The 15,177-nt window shown below is 64.9% G+C and carries 16 protein-coding genes; 10 read left to right on the top strand and 6 right to left on the bottom strand.

Annotation, left to right across the window (positions count from 1 at the left end):
• The first annotated feature begins 81 nt into the window (after window positions 1-81).
• From cysK to AADV58_RS02030, 3 genes are read left to right on the top strand one after another with little or no spacing between them, the layout of a single operon-like run.
• A complete protein-coding gene (cysK, locus tag AADV58_RS02040; RefSeq protein ID WP_028993819.1) occupies window positions 82-1,014 on the top strand; it encodes a cysteine synthase A in 933 nt (310 codons plus the stop codon).
• Window positions 1,011-2,141 (top strand): MalY/PatB family protein, encoded by a 1,131-nt coding sequence (locus AADV58_RS02035; RefSeq protein WP_028993820.1) that lies wholly within the window; start codon window positions 1,011-1,013, stop codon window positions 2,139-2,141. The genes cysK and AADV58_RS02035 overlap by 4 nt, the downstream gene beginning before the upstream one ends.
• A complete protein-coding gene (locus tag AADV58_RS02030; protein ID WP_028993821.1) occupies window positions 2,138-2,425 on the top strand; it encodes a hypothetical protein in 288 nt (95 codons plus the stop codon). The genes AADV58_RS02035 and AADV58_RS02030 overlap by 4 nt, the downstream gene beginning before the upstream one ends.
• Here AADV58_RS02030 and AADV58_RS02025 read toward each other — a convergent pair.
• Complete coding sequence (locus AADV58_RS02025; RefSeq protein WP_028993822.1) at window positions 2,409-2,987, bottom strand: 5-formyltetrahydrofolate cyclo-ligase; 579 nt, start codon at window positions 2,985-2,987, stop codon at window positions 2,409-2,411. The two genes, AADV58_RS02030 and AADV58_RS02025, sit on opposite strands and share 17 nt — an antisense overlap.
• A 14-nt stretch (window positions 2,988-3,001) precedes the next feature.
• Here AADV58_RS02025 and AADV58_RS02020 point away from each other — a divergent pair, with 14 nt between their 5' ends.
• The 4 genes from AADV58_RS02020 (at window position 3,002) to AADV58_RS02005 (ending at window position 9,389) form a co-directional block, all read left to right on the top strand.
• Window positions 3,002-4,933 carry a lytic transglycosylase domain-containing protein gene (locus AADV58_RS02020; protein WP_341743945.1) on the top strand — a complete coding sequence of 644 codons (1,932 nt, stop codon included), beginning with the start codon at window positions 3,002-3,004 and terminating at the stop codon, window positions 4,931-4,933.
• Window positions 4,934-5,014: 81 nt separating this feature from the next.
• Window positions 5,015-7,096 carry a DUF1631 family protein gene (locus tag AADV58_RS02015; RefSeq protein ID WP_157272424.1) on the top strand — a complete coding sequence of 694 codons (2,082 nt, stop codon included), beginning with the start codon at window positions 5,015-5,017 and terminating at the stop codon, window positions 7,094-7,096.
• A gap of 75 nt (window positions 7,097-7,171) precedes the next feature.
• The gene (locus AADV58_RS02010) at window positions 7,172-8,134 is read left to right on the top strand and encodes a complex I NDUFA9 subunit family protein (RefSeq protein WP_028993825.1); all 963 of its coding nucleotides are present in this window, start codon (window positions 7,172-7,174) and stop codon (window positions 8,132-8,134) included.
• A gap of 16 nt (window positions 8,135-8,150) precedes the next feature.
• Entirely contained in the window at window positions 8,151-9,389 is a 1,239-nt protein-coding gene (locus AADV58_RS02005; RefSeq protein WP_341743944.1) for a multifunctional CCA addition/repair protein, read from the top strand.
• Here the strand turns inward: AADV58_RS02005 and AADV58_RS02000 are convergent.
• A complete protein-coding gene (locus AADV58_RS02000) occupies window positions 9,354-9,551 on the bottom strand; it encodes a DUF2905 domain-containing protein (protein ID WP_341743943.1) in 198 nt (65 codons plus the stop codon). The two genes, AADV58_RS02005 and AADV58_RS02000, sit on opposite strands and share 36 nt — an antisense overlap.
• Window positions 9,552-9,607: 56 nt before the next feature.
• Between AADV58_RS02000 and AADV58_RS01995 the strand changes: the two genes are divergently transcribed.
• Window positions 9,608-10,414 (top strand): alpha/beta hydrolase, encoded by an 807-nt coding sequence (locus AADV58_RS01995; RefSeq protein WP_341743942.1) that lies wholly within the window; start codon window positions 9,608-9,610, stop codon window positions 10,412-10,414.
• Here AADV58_RS01995 and AADV58_RS01990 read toward each other — a convergent pair.
• Both AADV58_RS01990 and AADV58_RS01985 read right to left on the bottom strand, forming a co-directional pair.
• Window positions 10,404-10,595, bottom strand: coding sequence for a YjfB family protein (locus AADV58_RS01990; protein ID WP_028993829.1), 192 nt, complete (start codon window positions 10,593-10,595; stop codon window positions 10,404-10,406). The two genes, AADV58_RS01995 and AADV58_RS01990, sit on opposite strands and share 11 nt — an antisense overlap.
• Before the next feature lie 48 nt (window positions 10,596-10,643).
• Window positions 10,644-11,804: a class I SAM-dependent methyltransferase gene (locus AADV58_RS01985; protein WP_281985655.1), complete on the bottom strand. Its 1,161-nt coding sequence runs from the start codon at window positions 11,802-11,804 to the stop codon at window positions 10,644-10,646.
• Window positions 11,805-11,913: 109 nt separating this feature from the next.
• Here AADV58_RS01985 and ttcA point away from each other — a divergent pair, with 109 nt between their 5' ends.
• Both ttcA and AADV58_RS01975 read left to right on the top strand, forming a co-directional pair.
• Window positions 11,914-12,783, top strand: coding sequence for a tRNA 2-thiocytidine(32) synthetase TtcA (ttcA, locus tag AADV58_RS01980; protein ID WP_028993831.1), 870 nt, complete (start codon window positions 11,914-11,916; stop codon window positions 12,781-12,783).
• 62 nt (window positions 12,784-12,845) lie between these two features.
• Window positions 12,846-13,736: an adenylate/guanylate cyclase domain-containing protein gene (locus AADV58_RS01975; protein ID WP_341743941.1), complete on the top strand. Its 891-nt coding sequence runs from the start codon at window positions 12,846-12,848 to the stop codon at window positions 13,734-13,736.
• Window positions 13,737-13,757: 21 nt separating this feature from the next.
• On the opposite strand, the gene hprK is transcribed toward AADV58_RS01975, so the two are convergent.
• A complete protein-coding gene (gene hprK, locus AADV58_RS01970; protein ID WP_028993833.1) occupies window positions 13,758-14,693 on the bottom strand; it encodes an HPr(Ser) kinase/phosphatase in 936 nt (311 codons plus the stop codon).
• Between the two features lie 8 nt (window positions 14,694-14,701).
• Window positions 14,702-15,151, bottom strand: coding sequence for a PTS IIA-like nitrogen regulatory protein PtsN (gene ptsN / locus AADV58_RS01965; protein ID WP_028993834.1), 450 nt, complete (start codon window positions 15,149-15,151; stop codon window positions 14,702-14,704).
• Between the last annotated feature and the right edge of the window lie 26 nt (window positions 15,152-15,177).

The following is a 15,177-nucleotide window of genomic DNA, read 5'->3' as shown; positions in this document are numbered from 1 at the left end:
CGCATAAGAAATTGCGATTTCCGTCTTTGCCATGATCGTCGCCCCCGCTAGACTGCCGCAAATACTTCCCGGAGAACATCGATGAACATCGCCAAGGACATCAGCGCACTGGTCGGCAACACGCCGCTGGTCCAGATCAATCGACTGGACGGCGGCAGCGGCGCGACCGTCGTCGCCAAGCTGGAGTTCTTCAACCCCGGCCACAGCGTCAAGGATCGCATCGCCGTCGCCATGCTCGACGCCGCCATTGCCGCCGGCAAGATCGGCCCGGACAGCGTCGTGCTCGAACCAACTTCGGGCAATACCGGCATCGGCCTGGCGATGGTCTGCGCGGCGCGCGGCATCAAGTGCGCGTTCACCATGCCCGAGACGATGAGCCGCGAACGCAAGCTGCTGCTCAAGGCCTACGGTGCCGAACTGATCCTGACCCCGGGACCGGAAGGCATGGGCGGTGCCATCGCCAAGGCCAGTGCGCTGGCTGAAGCCGATGCGAAGTATTTCATTCCGCAGCAGTTCGAAAATCCGGCCAACCCCGAAGTCCACCGTCAGACGACCGCCGAGGAAATCTGGCGCGACACCGACGGCCAGGTCGACATCTTCGTTGCCGGCGTCGGCACCGGCGGCACCGTCACCGGGGTCGGCGAGGTGCTCAAGGCAAAGAAACCCGGCGTCCGCGTCGTCGCCGTCGAACCCGATGCTTCGCCGGTGCTGTCCGGCGGCCAGAAGGGCCCGCACCCGATCCAGGGCATCGGCGCCGGTTTCGTCCCGGGCGTGCTCAACACCGGCGTCTACGACGAAGTCATCCGGGTCCGTAACGACGACGCCTTTGCCACCGCACGCCAGATGGCAACCGAGGAGGGGCTGCTGGTCGGCATCTCGTCCGGCGCCGCCACCTGGGCCGCACTCGAACTGGCCCGCCGGCCGGAAAACGCCGGCAAGCTGATCGTCGTCCTCATTCCGTCTTGCGGCGAACGCTACCTGTCCACGGCCCTTTACGAACACCTCGACGTTTGAACGATTTCAGCACCGTCATCGACCGGCGCGGCTCCGACTCGATCAAGTGGCGCCGCTACGCCAGCCGTGACATCCTGCCGCTGTGGGTCGCCGACATGGATTTCGCGGCGCCACCGGCCGTCGTCAGCGCCTTGCAGCAACGCATCGCCCACCCGGTTTTCGGTTACGCCCACCCTTGGCCGTCGCTGACGGAGTCAGTGCTTGCTCACCTTGAAAGCGAATACAACTGGTGCATCGACGCCGAGTCGATCGTCTGGTTGCCGGGGCTGGTCAGCGGCCTGAACATCGCCTGCCATGCCGTCGACGGCGACGTCCTGACGGCGACCCCAATCTACCCGCCTTTCCTGTCGGCACCGCGCTTGTCCGGACGCAATCTGCACTGCGTCGACCTGGCCGAAATCGTTGACGGCTGGCGCTGGGACCAGGATACCCTGCAGGCGGCGACCACCGAAACCAGCCGCCTGTTCCTGCTCTGCCACCCACACAACCCGGTCGGCCGTTGCTGGACCCACGCGGAATTGCTCGACCTGGCCGACTACGCCGAACGCAACGACCTGATCGTCTGTTCCGACGAAATCCATTGCGGCCTGATCCTCGACACCGACAAGAAGCACATCCCGTTCGCCAGCCTGTCGCCCGCAGCGGCGAGGCGCAGCATCACGCTGATGGCGCCGTCCAAGACCTTCAACATTCCCGGACTCGGCTGCGCCTTCGCGGTCATTCCCGACGCCGCGCTGCGCCGCCGCTTCCTGCGGGCGATGGACGGCATCGTGCCACATGTGAACGTGCTCGGCCTGGTGGCCTGCGAAGCAGCCTACCGCGACTGCGCCGACTGGCACCGCGAACTGCTCGCCGTGCTGCGGACCAACCGCGACCGCGTCGAAGCTGCCGTGCGCAGTCAAGCCGGCCTGCGCATGCAACACGTCGAAGCCACCTATCTGGCCTGGATCGACGTGCGCGGACTGGGACTCGAAAACCCGCATGCCCATTTCGAGGCGCACGGTCTTGGCCTATCGGACGGTCGCGATTTTGGCGCCCCCGGCTGGTTGCGCCTGAATTTCGGCTGCCCGCCGGCGACCCTGGACGAAGCCCTGCGTCGCCTGGCGACCGCCTGTTCGGCAGCATGACGGCCTACCAGATCACCCTGCTGCTACTGGTAACCGGCATCCTCGCCCAGGCCGTCGCCGGCGGCGTCGCTTTCGAATGCGCGCTGCTGCGTCGCCTGCCGTCCGGCAGCCGTGGCCTGTGGTTCGTCCTCGGCTGTGGCAGCCTGCTGCTCGGCCTGCATCACGGGTACACGCTGGAACTGGCGATGAAAACCGGCCTGTTTGACCTACGTCAGGCGCTGCTGGCTACGCTGGCCGGCATCTGCTGCGCCGTCGCGCTGGTCGGACTCAGTCGCCGGGCCTGAAGGCACCGGCTTCGGTCACGATCCAGTCGAGCCGTTGATCATGCGATTCCGGACGGATGCTGTCGACGCGGTTGATCTCGAAACCGACCCCGACGGTCAGCGGGCGAGGTGCCAGGGCGGCCAGCGTACGGTCGAAATAGCCGCCGCCGTAGCCCAGCCGGTAGCCGGCCGGATCGAAACCGTTGAGCGGCAGCAGGATCAGCGCCGGGACCAGCCACTCGCCGTCGACCGGGGTCGGAATGCCGTAGCGGTCTTCCAGCAGACGACTCGTTGCCGTCCACGCGCGAAAGCGCAACGGCGCGTCTGTCTCGACCACCACCGGCAAAGCGGCCCGAGCACCGGCCTGACGCCAGGATTCGGCAAGCTCGCGCAGATCCGGTTCGTGCTTGATCGGCCAGCAAAAAGCGAAACTTTCCGGCACCGCGAACGTCGACCGCAGGTGCTCGCCAATGCGCGCCGACAAACAACCATGCTCCGCCCCGGAAAGCAGGCTGCGCCGGGTCACCATCTCTCGTCGCAAGGCCTTACGCCAGGCCGTGCTATCCTCGAAATCATCGTTCATCCGGCCAATCTAGCATGAAGTTTCGCGCATTACTCGCCGCCCTGGCTATCGCCAGCACCGCATCCGCCCAGACCATCGACGACAGCGTTTTCATCGCCGCGCGCGAAGCCTTCCGGCAAGGCGACGCCAATCGCCTGCAGTCGGCAGTCGCCCGTATCGGTGACCACCCGCTGGCGATCTATGCGGAAAACTACCGCTTGCGCAATCTTCTCGCCCGCAACGACGACAGCGGCATCCCTGCTTTCCTGATCACGCACGACGGCACCCACGCTGCCGAGCGGCTGCGTGCCGACTGGCTGCGCTGGCTGGCCCGGCGTTCCACGTGGAACCTGATCGAGAGCGAATACCCCCGGCTGCTCGCCCCGGAAGCGGAAGTCACCTGCCTCTTCCAGCAAGCCCGCTGGGCGCGCGGCGAGCGCAGCGCGCTGGATGAAGCCAGCCCCTTGTGGCTGACCATGCTCGAACCGCCGGAAGGCTGCCAGCCGCTGCTCGTCAGCCTGGTCAACAGCGGCCGGATCAGTACCGACGACGCCTGGAACCGTGCCCGCCTGCAGATCGAAGCCAACCGCCCGCAATGGGCCCGGCGTACCCTTGACCTGCTACCGGCCGGTCGGGCACCGGATGCCAAGCAGTACGACAACGCGGTGAACAACGCCATGTCCTACCTGGCCCGGCAGACCGGCGACTGGCATGGCACGCGTAACGGTCGGGAGCTGACGGCGATCGCCATTCGCTACGTCGCAGCCAACGATCCCTCGGCCGCCGCCCGCGAACTCGAGCGCCGGGAGAGCCAGTTGCAGGCTGGCGAGGCCCATTGGGCCTGGAGCCAGATCGCCCTCCAGGCAGCCCGCAAGCACCATCCGGAAACCCTGAAATGGTACGGCCGGGCAGGGCGCAGCACGCTGAGCGAAGAAAATCACCAATGGAAGGTGCGCAGCGCCTTGCGCGCCACCGACTGGGGTGCCGTCCGCACCGCCATCGAGGCCATGCCACCGACCCTGGCCAACCGGCCCGAGTGGGTTTACTGGCTGGGTCGCGCCTACAAGGCCGGCGGCCGCCTGAGCGAAGCCGACGCCCTGTTTGCCCGGATTGCCGGTGAAGCGCATTTCTACGGCAACCTGGCCGACGAGGAACTGGGTCGCGTGGTTCTGCCGCCGCCGCGGACCACGCCGCCGAGCAACGACGAGATGCAGGCTGCACGGCGCCACGCCGACCTGCAACGGGCACTGACCCTGTTCCGGCTGGACATGCGCACAGAGGCCGTACGCGAATGGAACTGGGCCCTGCGCGGCATGAGCGACCGCGAGCTGCTGGCCGCCGCCGAGCTTGCCCGCCAGCAACAGATCTGGGACCGCGCCATCAACACCGCCGAACGGACCCGCAACGAACATGACTACACCCTGCGTTTCCTGTCGCCGTTTGCCGAGCAGATCCGTCCGGTCGCCCGCCAGCAATCCGTCGACGACGCCTGGGTATACGGGCTGATGCGCCAGGAAAGCCGCTTCATCACCAATGCCCGCTCCAGCGTCGGCGCCTCCGGCCTGATGCAGTTGATGCCGGCAACCGCCCGCTGGGTGGCCAAGAAGATCGGCCTCGAGGACTTCCACCCGAGCCGGGTCAACGACACCGATGTGAACATCCTGCTGGGCACCTCCTACATGCGCATGGTCATGGAAAACCTCGACAATCATCCGGTCCTGGCTTCCGCCGCCTACAACGCCGGCCCCGGACGGGCCCGCCGCTGGCGGGCCGAGCAGACCATCGAAGGCGCCATCTACGCCGAGACCATTCCCTTCACCGAAACCCGCGATTACGTGAAAAAGGTGATGAGTAACGCCGTCTATTACTCTGCCCTGTTCAACGGTCGCCCGGATTCGCTGAAAACCCGCCTCGGCGTCGTCACCCCGGCCTCGGATGCACCACCCAAGGAACGCGATCTGCCCTGACAGTGCTGCCATAATTTGTCGTTGATGTCACAATGGCGCCTTGGCCATCAACGGCCCTCATGACCACGCCAAAGTCCAACCGTGACCCTGCCCAGCTCAGCCGGCCGCTTTGATCGCTTTCAGGTACTCAAGGCCTGTCGAAGCGCTTTCCTTGACCAGTTGTCGACGCTGCTGCGCGACAGCCGACTGGTGTCCGAAGCCGCCATTTCGGCAATGCTGGGCGGTACCGGTCGCCACTTCGACGCCATGCAGACCAGCCAGCGCACGGGCAGCTTCGAGGAAGAAGCAAAAGGGCTGACCTCATCGAAAATCTCGCTGGTCGGTGATGACGACCTCGAACTCGACATCCGGCTCGACAACCTGTGCAAACGCCTGAGCGAATCGACCAGCGTCCAGCTGTGGAAGACGCATCTGCGCTTCGTCACCCTGCTCGGCCGCCCGGATCTGCCCAAGACGCACAACCCGGTCGGGCCGCAAGCCATCGTTGCCGGCCTGCATTCGCTGTTTGCGGCCGCCGGCGCCAGCTCGCTCGACGAGAAGTTCGATCTGCTCGACCGCATCGAAGCCTTGCTGCGCGAGGGTTTGCCGGTCATTTACACCAACATCGACAGCTTGCTCGACCGGGTTGGCGCCGAAGCCGCCCAACCCGCCATCATCGGCTCCGGCGAAACACCCCGCCCGACTGTCAGCGCCCCCAGCCAGCCAGTACCGCCACCGGTCGCCAGCGAGCCGGCAACGCAAGGCGTAATCGCGCAACTGGCCGGCCGGGCCAGCAAGACCGGCACACCTGTCGCCAGCCAGCGCCTGCTCAGCCAGGCGGCGCTGGACAACCTGATGTTCCGCCTGGAACAGCTCGAACGTAACCAGCGCAACAGCACGGACTTCCTGACCGCGACCTCACCCAAGCTGGAAACACTGATTCCGGGCCTGTTCGCCGAAACCACGGAGCACCCCGCACCGGCCATGGAAGCCGTGCGCGCCCAGGAACTGGGCGTTCCGGCAGCAACCGCCGAAGGCCAGGCCATCGACGCCGTCGGCCAGTTCTATTCGGCGGCCTTCGCCGATCCCGGGCTCCCCGACACACTGAAACTCCAGCTCGCCGAGCTTCAGGTCATCACGGTCAGGCTGGCACTCAAGGACAAGACCCTCTTCTCGCGTGCCGATCACCCGCTGCGCCGACTGATCGACCGCATCGGCGCCCTCTGCATTCCCCTGCCAGCCAACGCCGACCGTCAGCATCCCACGTTCAAAAAAATCGCCGAGGTGATCGCCCAGTTGAAAGGCGGATTCGGCGGCCATAGCGAAGGCATTGCCATCGCGGCCGATGCGGTCGACGAGTTACTCACCGAGCAACTGCACGAAATTTACGGCCAGGCTGCGGCCTATCTGCCCTTGCTGCACCAGCTCGACCGCCGCGACCAGGCCGCCGGCGACATTCGTCGCCTGCTCGAAACACGGGAAATCGACGGCCTGCCGCCGATTTTGCAGGACTTCTTCCGCCAGCACTGGAAACGCCTGCTGGAAAAGGCCTGGTTCGAGGAAGGCATCAGCGGCCCCAGCTGGCAGGCCAATGCCCGGACGCTGTCGACGCTGCTCTGGTCTTTCCGGCCAAAGGCTGTTGGCGAAGAACGCCAGGCCCTGGCGCGCGAACTCCCTGTCGTCCTGAAATCGCTCAAGGCCGGTATGGAGCAGTTGCAACTGCCGGCCGAAACTCAGGCCGGCATTCTCGACGCCTGTTTCGAATTGCAGACGCGAGCCATGCGGGCAAGCGCTGGCCCGGCAGAAGACGGACTCGAACCCGCCATGTCTTTGCCTCGGCCGGGCCGCAACCGGCAGATGACCCAGGGCCGGGTCGAAGCCGGCGACCTGATCCTGCATACGCTGGATCTGCCCGACCCGGCCAGCGGCGAACCGCCCGGATCGCTTCCCGGCCAGGGCACCTGGCTGAGCGTCAATCTGGAAGGCGTAGACCACATCCTCTGCCTGTGCCATCGCAGCCCGGCCAGCGGCCGTAGCCTGCTGTTCAGCCCCGCCCCCCGTCTGGCGCTTGCTATCCACCCACAACTGCTGGACCTGCGGCTACGCGATGGCAGCATTCGCCAGTTCGGCGAGCCGCCGCTGTTTGCCCGCCTGCTGGCGCGGGCACTGGCAGCGGCTGGCTGACGGTCAGACCCTGACGCCGCGCCCGTATTTACCGTAAAATCGCGGTTTCACGAAAACGTTTTCGCGGGGTTACGGATGAGTATCAAAAAGGTCTTGCTGCTGGGGGGTAGCGGTTTTGTCGGTACCTACATCGTCAATCGCCTGGCCCAGCGTGGCATCGAGGTCACCGTACCGACGCGTCGCCGCGAGCGGACCAAGGCGCTAATCATGCAGCCCGGCGTCGACATGCCGGAAGCCAACATCCACTGCCCGGAAACGCTGACCGAACTGGTCCGCGGCCACGATGCGGTGATCAACCTCGTCGGCATCCTGCACAGCCGCGACGTCAAGTTCCCGTACAGCGACGATTTCGCCCGCGCCCACGTCGAATTGCCGAAGAAGATCGTCGCCGCCTGCAAGGCCGCCGGCGTCCGCCGTCTGGTGCACATGAGCGCGCTCAAGGCCGACCCCAAGGGTCCGTCGGAATACCTCGCCTCCAAGGGCGACGGCGAAGCCGTGGTGATGGCTGCCGCCGGCGAACTCGACGTGACCGTGTTCCGCCCGTCGGTGATCTTCGGCCTCGGCGATTCCTTCCTGTCGATGTTCGCCAAGGTGCTCAAGTCGGCGCCGATCTTCCCGCTCGGTTTCGGCCATGCCCGCTTCCAGCCGGTGTGGGTTGCCGATGTCGCCGATGCCTTCGTCGATTCGCTGAGCGATGCCGCCACTTTCGGCCAGGCCTACGACCTGGTCGGCCCGCAGGTGTACACGCTGCGCCAGCTGGTCGATTACACCGCCGCGCTGACCGGCAGCAAGGCCCGCGTCATCGCCCTGTCCGAAGGCTGGGCCTACCTGCAGGCCGGCCTGATGTGGCTGGCACCGAATCCGCTGATGTCGCCCGACAACCTGCGTTCGATGCAGGTCGACAGTGTCGGCGACGGCAACTGCAATGCACCGGCCGGCTGGCAGCCGACCGCCGTCGAAGCCGTGGCGCCGACCTACATCGCGCACCGGACGCCGAAGGGCAAGCTCGACAGCTTCCGCTTCCGCGCCGGCCGCTGAGCGCGTAACGCCCGCCGTGCAGGTTTACATCGTCGGCGGCGCCGTCCGGGACGAACTGCTCGGCCGGCCCTGCGACGACCGCGACTATGTGGTCGTCGGTGCCACCCCGGAAGCCATGCTGGCCGCCGGCTTCCGCCCGGTCGGCAAGGACTTCCCGGTCTTCCTGCACCCCGACAGCCACGAAGAGTATGCGCTCGCTCGCACCGAACGCAAAAGCGGGCGCGGCTACCACGGCTTCACCTTTCACGCCGCTGTCGACGTCACGCTGGAACAGGACCTGGCCCGCCGCGACCTGACCATCAACGCCATGGCGCGCGACAACGAGGGCAGGGTGATCGACCCCTTCAACGGCCAGGGCGACCTGCAGGCAAAAATCCTGCGCCACGTCGGTCCGGCCTTTGCCGAAGACCCGGTGCGCATCTTGCGCATCGCCCGCTTCGCCGCACGCTTCCACGACTTCAGCATCGCCCCGGAAACCCTGACGCTGATGCGTGCCATGGTCACCGACGGCGAGGTCGATCACCTGGTCGCCGAACGCGTCTGGCAAGAGCTGGCCAAGGGACTGATGGAAGCGAAGCCGTCACGGATGTTCGAGGTACTGCGCGAGTGCGGTGCGCTGGTCCGCTTGCTGCCCGAGGTCGACGCCCTGTTCGGCGTACCGCAGCGGGCCGATTACCATCCCGAGATCGACGCCGGCATCCACACGCTGATGGTCATCGACCAGGCCGCCCGCTACGGCTTCCCGCTCACCGTGCGCTACGCCGCGCTGTGCCACGACCTCGGCAAGGCGACGACGCCGGCCGACATCCTGCCCCGGCATATCGGCCACGAGATGCGCAGCGTGGAACGCTGCCAGACAATGAGCGAGCGCCTGCGCGTTCCCAACGAATGCCGCGACCTGGCGCTGCTGATGGCGCGACACCATGGCACCATCCATCGCGCCGGCGAGATGCGTGCGGCAACTCTGGTCGATTTGCTGGAAAAATGCGATGCCCTGCGCCGACCGGCGCGCTTCGGCGAACTGCTCGACACCTGCCGCTGCGACTACACCGGCCGTGCCGGCTGGGAAAACCGCAGCTACGACAGCCCGGACCTGCTGTACAAGGTTTTGGCGGCGGTCAATACCGTCGACGCCGGGCGCATTGCCGCCGATACCAAGGATCGCGGCAAGATTCCGGAACGCATCCGCCTGGCCCGCATCAAAGCCGTCCGCGCCCTGCTAAATGAGGCGGGAGATGAGCCCGAGCAGCAGTGACAGGATGATGATGCTGACAAAGGGGAAATGGTAAACGCGTCCGCGCCAGCGGAAGGCGACATCGCCCGGCAGTTGGCCGAAGCGGATGAAGCGGGCGAGGTGAGGCGTGACCAGTCCGAGCAGGAAGATCGCCACCACCAGCGTCAGTATCCACTTCAACATGTATTCACCCAGCGTGCGAAAGCCCGCATTTAACCACGGCGACAGCCTGAAACCCCATGATAGCAACCCAAGACATTGGCGGACTGGAAGTATTTTCCTGCCTGCCCAACGGCAACACCGACAAACCAGCGCTTCTCTTCATCCACGGCGCCTTTGCCGGCGGCTGGATGTGGACCGAAACCTTCATGCCGCATTTCGCGGCGGCCGGCCATCCCTGTTATGCCCTGTCGCTCCGGGGCCATGGCGGTAGCCAGGGGCACGAGCAGATCAACTGGCTATCGATTGCCGATTACGTCGACGATGTCCGCAGCGTGATCGATGCGCTGGCCATCGACCCGGTACTGCTCGGCCACTCGATGGGCGGCTTCGTCGTGCAGAAATACCTCGAACGCTACCCGGCCCCGGCCGCAGCACTGCTTTGCTCGGTGCCGCCACAAGGCCTGATTGCCGCCCAGTTTCACCTGATGCTGCAGAAGCCGGAACTGTTCCTGGAAATCAACCGTATCCTCGCCGGCAACTACACCGATACCGACACCTTGCGCGATGCGCTGTTCGCCGGTGAGGCCGACCCGGCCATGCTCGCCATCTGGCTGGGCAAGATGCAGAACGAGTCGCAACGGGCCATCTGGGACATGTCGATGTTCAACCTGCCCAACCTCTACCACATGCACCGGCCACCGATGCTGATCGTCGGCGCCGACCAGGATGCGCTGGTGCCAGCCTTCCTGGTCCAGACCACCGCCCACACCTACGGCCAGCCTTCGCACATCCTACACAACATGGGTCACGCCATTACCCATGAAAAGGAATGGCCGCGCGCGGCGGCCATCATTCAGACCTGGCTGGACGGTCTCAGGCCCTGATATCGATGCTGTTGCCGAGGTTGGCCGGGTTGCTGGCCACCTGCGGCAAGGTCTGTAATAGCTGCAGGGCGTTGGCGGCTTCGATATCGATGGCTTTCTTGAGCACCAGCATGCTCGCCTGCATGGCAGTCTGCTGCTGGGTCAGTGCGCCACTGGCACCAACGATTGCGGATACATCCATAGCAGAACTCCCGGTTAACGGCTGATGGTTTCAGTGTAGTCGCAATTTCTATAAACGGCGACTCTGGTCGCCCCGGGAAAAACCGATCAAGGCTTCGTCGATGCCCCGACCAATGGCGATGACCTTGAACAGTTCGCCCATCTCGTGCGGCATGGTCAGTTTCGCCGTGGCTGCCGACGCCCGGAAATAGTCTGCGGTATCGGCCGGAATCCTGGCCAGGTGGTCGAGCACGCCGCAATTCAGCAGGAACTGGCCCTGGTTGGTATAGCCCAGCAAATCCAGGCCGGCGCCGTGAGCGGCGGCGATGATTGCCGTGAAGTCGACGTGCACGGTCAGATCCTGCAAACCCGGCAGATAGAAGGGGTCGGGATGGGCGTGGTGGCGGTAGTGGCACATCAGGGTGCCCTGGCGGCGCTGCGGGTGGTAGAACTCGTGGCGCGGAAAGCCGTAATCGATCAGCAGCAGCATGCCCTGCTGCAGTATCTTCCCCCATTCCGCCGACCAGGCCCGCGCTGCCAGTGAAATCTCGGACAGATAGGCGCCGCCGGTACCGGTTTCATCGGCGATTTCGCGAGCCGCGGCCAGCAGCGCGCCCGTGGCCGGGCGCTCGTTCCACGTGAAACGGCCGTCAGCATCGAGGGCCACACCGCGTTCGCGGATGACATCCTCGTCCCAGACCACCAGATGGGCGGGCAGGGCGTCGAGCAGTTCATTGGCCACCACCACGCCGGAGAATGTTTCCGGCAGCCGGTCCAGCCAGACCACCCGCGACAGCAGATGCGGCGCAGCGGCGGCGATCGTCTCGCGCTGGCGTTCGCGCAGGTCGGGCGACAGATCGAGGATGGCATAGCTGTCGGGCAGACAGCCAAGCTGCTCGAACGCCAGCAGCAAGTCGGTGGCAAGCCGCCCGGAACCCGCGCCGACCTCGATCACGGCCTGGGCAGAAACGGCCATGACCTGGGCGATCTGGGCCGCCAGGGCCTGACCGAACAGCGGCGTCATTTCCGGCGCAGTGACGAAATCCCCGGCCGCCCCGAATTTGCGTGCCCCGGCCGCGTAGTAACCCAGCCCCGGCGCGTAAAGCGCCATTTCCATATAGCGGGCAAAGGACAGGAAGCCGCCTTCGGCGACCACGGTATTGGCAATCGCTTCATGCACCTGCCTGCTGTGGGCAAGGGCATCAGGAGAGGGCGCGGGCAGTTGGCTCATCGGCGGGCAAAGGCTCCATTCTAATTCGCCGGGCCGGTTTGCCGAAGGAAGCGTGTAAACTTGCGGGTTGCTGCAATTCAGCCAGGCCCATCGCGAAGACTTCCCGACCATGAACACGCCCGTATCCGCCAATCTGCAAAAACTCCGCAAATTCCTTGAAGGCCGCACCGGCAAGGCCATCATGGACTACAACATGATCGAGGACGGCGACACCATTCTGGTCTGCTGTTCCGGCGGCAAGGATTCCTACACCCTGCTGGCGATGCTGATGGCGCTGCAGCAGCGGGCGCCGGTCAAGTTCCGCCTGATCGCCATGAACCTCGACCAGAAGCAGCCGGGTTTCCCGGAAGATGTCCTGCCGCGCTATTTCGAATCGCTGGGTATCGAACACCGCATCGTCGAAGCCGACACCTATTCGATCGTCAAGGACAAGATTCCCGAGGGCAAGACCACCTGTTCGCTGTGCTCGCGCCTGCGCCGGGGGATCATCTACCGTACCGCCAAGGAACTTGGCGCCAACAAGATCGCCCTTGGCCACCACCGCGACGACATGGTGCATACGCTGTTCCTGAACATGCTGTTCGGCGGCAAGATGAAGGCCATGCCGCCCAAGCTGGTCACCGACGACAAGGCGCATGTGGTGATCCGGCCGCTGGCCTACTGCTCGGAGGCCGATATCGCCAAGTTCGCCCGCGGCATGGAATTCCCGATCATTCCCTGCAATCTGTGCGGTTCGCAGGAGAACCTGCAGCGGCAGAAGATCAAGGAAATGATGCACGACTGGGACAAGCGCTACCCCGGGCGTACCGAGGCCGTGTTCACCGCGATCCAGAACGTCGTACCGTCCCACCTGGGCGACAACAATCTGTTCGATTTCCGCAATCTGACGCTGGACACCCCGGTCGAACAGGGCGATATCGCGTTCGACAGCGAGGAAATGCCCATCAGCGGCAGCATACCGATCAATCCTGCTGCATGACGGCCCGCTGTCAACCGGCGGACTTCGTCATATAATCAGCCGTCCAACATCCGATCTTGCCCATGAACGCGCAGCACCCGATTCCTGTCATCATGGTTGCCGACATTTCCGGCAGTGCTTCGCTTCACCAGCGTTTGAACGCGCAAGAGGCGGATCGGGCCATTGACCGCTGCATCAAGCGCATGAGCCGCTCGGTCGAGGGCTATCAGGGCAAACTCCTGCAAACCGCCGGCGACGAAATCCTGGCCATTTTCCCGAGTGCCGAATCGGCCTGTCAGTCGGCCATCGACATGCACCAACGGGTCGCCGACCTGCCGCCAATCTCTGGTCACAAGCTGGGCATCCGCATCGCCCTGAACGATAGCGACGGCGCCGAGGCGCCATCGGCCGGCAAGCTGACCAGCATCATGCGCATGGCGGCGCTGGCCACCACCGACCAGATCCTGTGCAGCGGGCCGGTCGTTCAGACCCTGCCGGCCAGCGCCGTCGTTCAGGCCAACCCGCGCCCGGACATCGACAATCTGTTCGAACAGGATGCCGTCGTTCCGGTGTTCCAGATTCACTGGCCCGCACAGAATGGCGCGCCGGCGCCGCAGCACTCGATGTTCGGCCCACTCAGCCACAAGCTGGCCGAGCGCCTGTGCCTGCGCTACCGGGGCAAGGCCTACCTGATCGACGACAGCACCCCGGTCCTCAGTCTGGGACGCGATCCATCCTGTGCCATGTTGATCCAGAACCGCAAGGTGTCACGCATGCACGCTCGCATCGAACGGCGCCGCGATGGTTATTACCTGATCGACACCAGCACCAACGGCAGTTTCCTGAGCATGCAGGGGCGCCAGGAGATCACGCTGCGCAAACATGAAATCCTGCTCGAAGGCAGCGGTGTCGTGTGTTTTGGCAGTTCGCTCAACGATCCGGCAGCTGACCGGGTCGAATTCGAACACCTCTGAGCGACTCGCCGCTAACGCGGCTCAGACGTCGTCGTCGTTCATCATGCGGCTCTGCCGCTCGACGAAGTCCTGCATGCTGTCGATGCCACGATATTGCAGGATGGTGTTGCGTACCGCGGCTTCCATCAACACCGCCAGGTTGCGCCCGGCAGCCACCGGAATCACCACCTTGCGGATCGGCACGCCGAGCACATCCTGGCTTTGTGCGTCGAGCGGCAGACGCGGCGCGTCTTCCATGGCAATCGTGCGCTGCAGGTGCACGATCAGCTTCAATTTCATCTTTCGGCGCGAGGCGGTCTCGCCGAAGATGGTGCGGATATTGAGCAGGCCGAGGCCGCGGACTTCGAGGAAATCGCGCAACATGCCTGGGCAGCGGCCTTCGATGGTGGTCGGCGCGATCCGGGCCATCTCGACCACATCATCGGCGACCAGGCCATGGCCGCGCGAGATCAGCTCCAGCGCCAGTTCGGATTTGCCAACCCCGGAATCGCCGGTAATCAGCACGCCCATGCCGAGCACGTCCATGAACACGCCGTGCAGGCTGATGGTGTCGGCCAGGCGCGCCGACAGGTAGATGCGCAGGTGATCGATGACCGCCGAACAGTGCTTGGGCGACAGGATCAGCGGCACGTCGGCGGCCTTGCAGGCATCGACGATGAATTCGGGGGGCTTCAGGCCGTCGGCGACGATCATCGCCGGCGTGCGGGCCGACAACAAGTCGATGAACATCTGGCCGAAACGCCGCTCGCCGATGCGCATGGCCCAGTCGTACTCGGCCTGCCCCATGACCTGCAGGCGTTCCGGGTGGATGATGTTGATGTGGCCGACGACGTCGGCGCCGTAATTGCTGGCGGCCTTGAGCTCGATGCGCCGGTCGTTGCGCTGACCGGCCAGCCAGTTGAACAACAGCTTTTCGCGGTTGTCCTGGTACAACTGCTCCAGGCTGATGTGCCGCACGGCGCCGGTCAGGACTTCTTGAACAGTGCCAGCACCGCTTCGGCGTCCGGGGCGGCCTGCAAGGCTTCGCGGAAGGCGCGGTCGGAAAAGCGCTGGGCCAGTTCGGACAGGATCTGCAGATGCTCTTCGGTCGCCTGTTCCGGTACCAGCAACACGAACAGCAGGGTGACCGGACGGCCGTCCGGGGAATCGAAGGGGATCGGCGTCGCCAGACGGATCAGCGCGCCGGCGGCCTGCTGGAGGCCCTTGATCCGGCCGTGGGGAATGGCTACACCCTGGCCAAGGCCCGTGGAGCCGAGTTTTTCGCGTGCGAACAGGCTGTCGAAAATCAACGAACGCGACATGTCGAGCCGGCTTTCGAACAGCATGCCGGCCTGTTCGAAAACACGTTTCTTGCTGCTCGCATCCAGGTCAAGCAGGACCTGGTCGGCAGTCAGAATGTTGTCTAGAGGGTTCATGGGAACTTTGCAGCAAAGAAACCGCA

It is taken from the genome of Azonexus hydrophilus, assembly GCF_038368255.1.
In the GTDB taxonomy this organism is placed as follows: domain Bacteria; phylum Pseudomonadota; class Gammaproteobacteria; order Burkholderiales; family Rhodocyclaceae; genus Azonexus; species Azonexus hydrophilus.
The sequence above is the reverse complement of the archived record's forward strand: the minus strand, read 5'-3'. Positions and strand labels throughout refer to the sequence as shown.

Coding starts and splice junctions, on each gene's coding strand:
- cysK (WP_028993819.1), top strand. CDS start 82: ATGAACATCGCCAAGGACATCAGCGCACTGGTCGGCAACACGCCGCTG.
- AADV58_RS02030 (WP_028993821.1), top strand. CDS start 2,138: ATGACGGCCTACCAGATCACCCTGCTGCTACTGGTAACCGGCATCCTC.
- AADV58_RS02025 (WP_028993822.1), bottom strand. CDS start 2,987: ATGAACGATGATTTCGAGGATAGCACGGCCTGGCGTAAGGCCTTGCGA.
- AADV58_RS02020 (WP_341743945.1), top strand. CDS start 3,002: ATGAAGTTTCGCGCATTACTCGCCGCCCTGGCTATCGCCAGCACCGCA.
- AADV58_RS02010 (WP_028993825.1), top strand. CDS start 7,172: ATGAGTATCAAAAAGGTCTTGCTGCTGGGGGGTAGCGGTTTTGTCGGT.
- AADV58_RS02000 (WP_341743943.1), bottom strand. CDS start 9,551: ATGTTGAAGTGGATACTGACGCTGGTGGTGGCGATCTTCCTGCTCGGA.
- AADV58_RS01995 (WP_341743942.1), top strand. CDS start 9,608: ATGATAGCAACCCAAGACATTGGCGGACTGGAAGTATTTTCCTGCCTG.
- AADV58_RS01990 (WP_028993829.1), bottom strand. CDS start 10,595: ATGGATGTATCCGCAATCGTTGGTGCCAGTGGCGCACTGACCCAGCAG.
- AADV58_RS01985 (WP_281985655.1), bottom strand. CDS start 11,804: ATGAGCCAACTGCCCGCGCCCTCTCCTGATGCCCTTGCCCACAGCAGG.
- ttcA (WP_028993831.1), top strand. CDS start 11,914: ATGAACACGCCCGTATCCGCCAATCTGCAAAAACTCCGCAAATTCCTT.
- AADV58_RS01975 (WP_341743941.1), top strand. CDS start 12,846: ATGAACGCGCAGCACCCGATTCCTGTCATCATGGTTGCCGACATTTCC.
- ptsN (WP_028993834.1), bottom strand. CDS start 15,151: ATGAACCCTCTAGACAACATTCTGACTGCCGACCAGGTCCTGCTTGAC.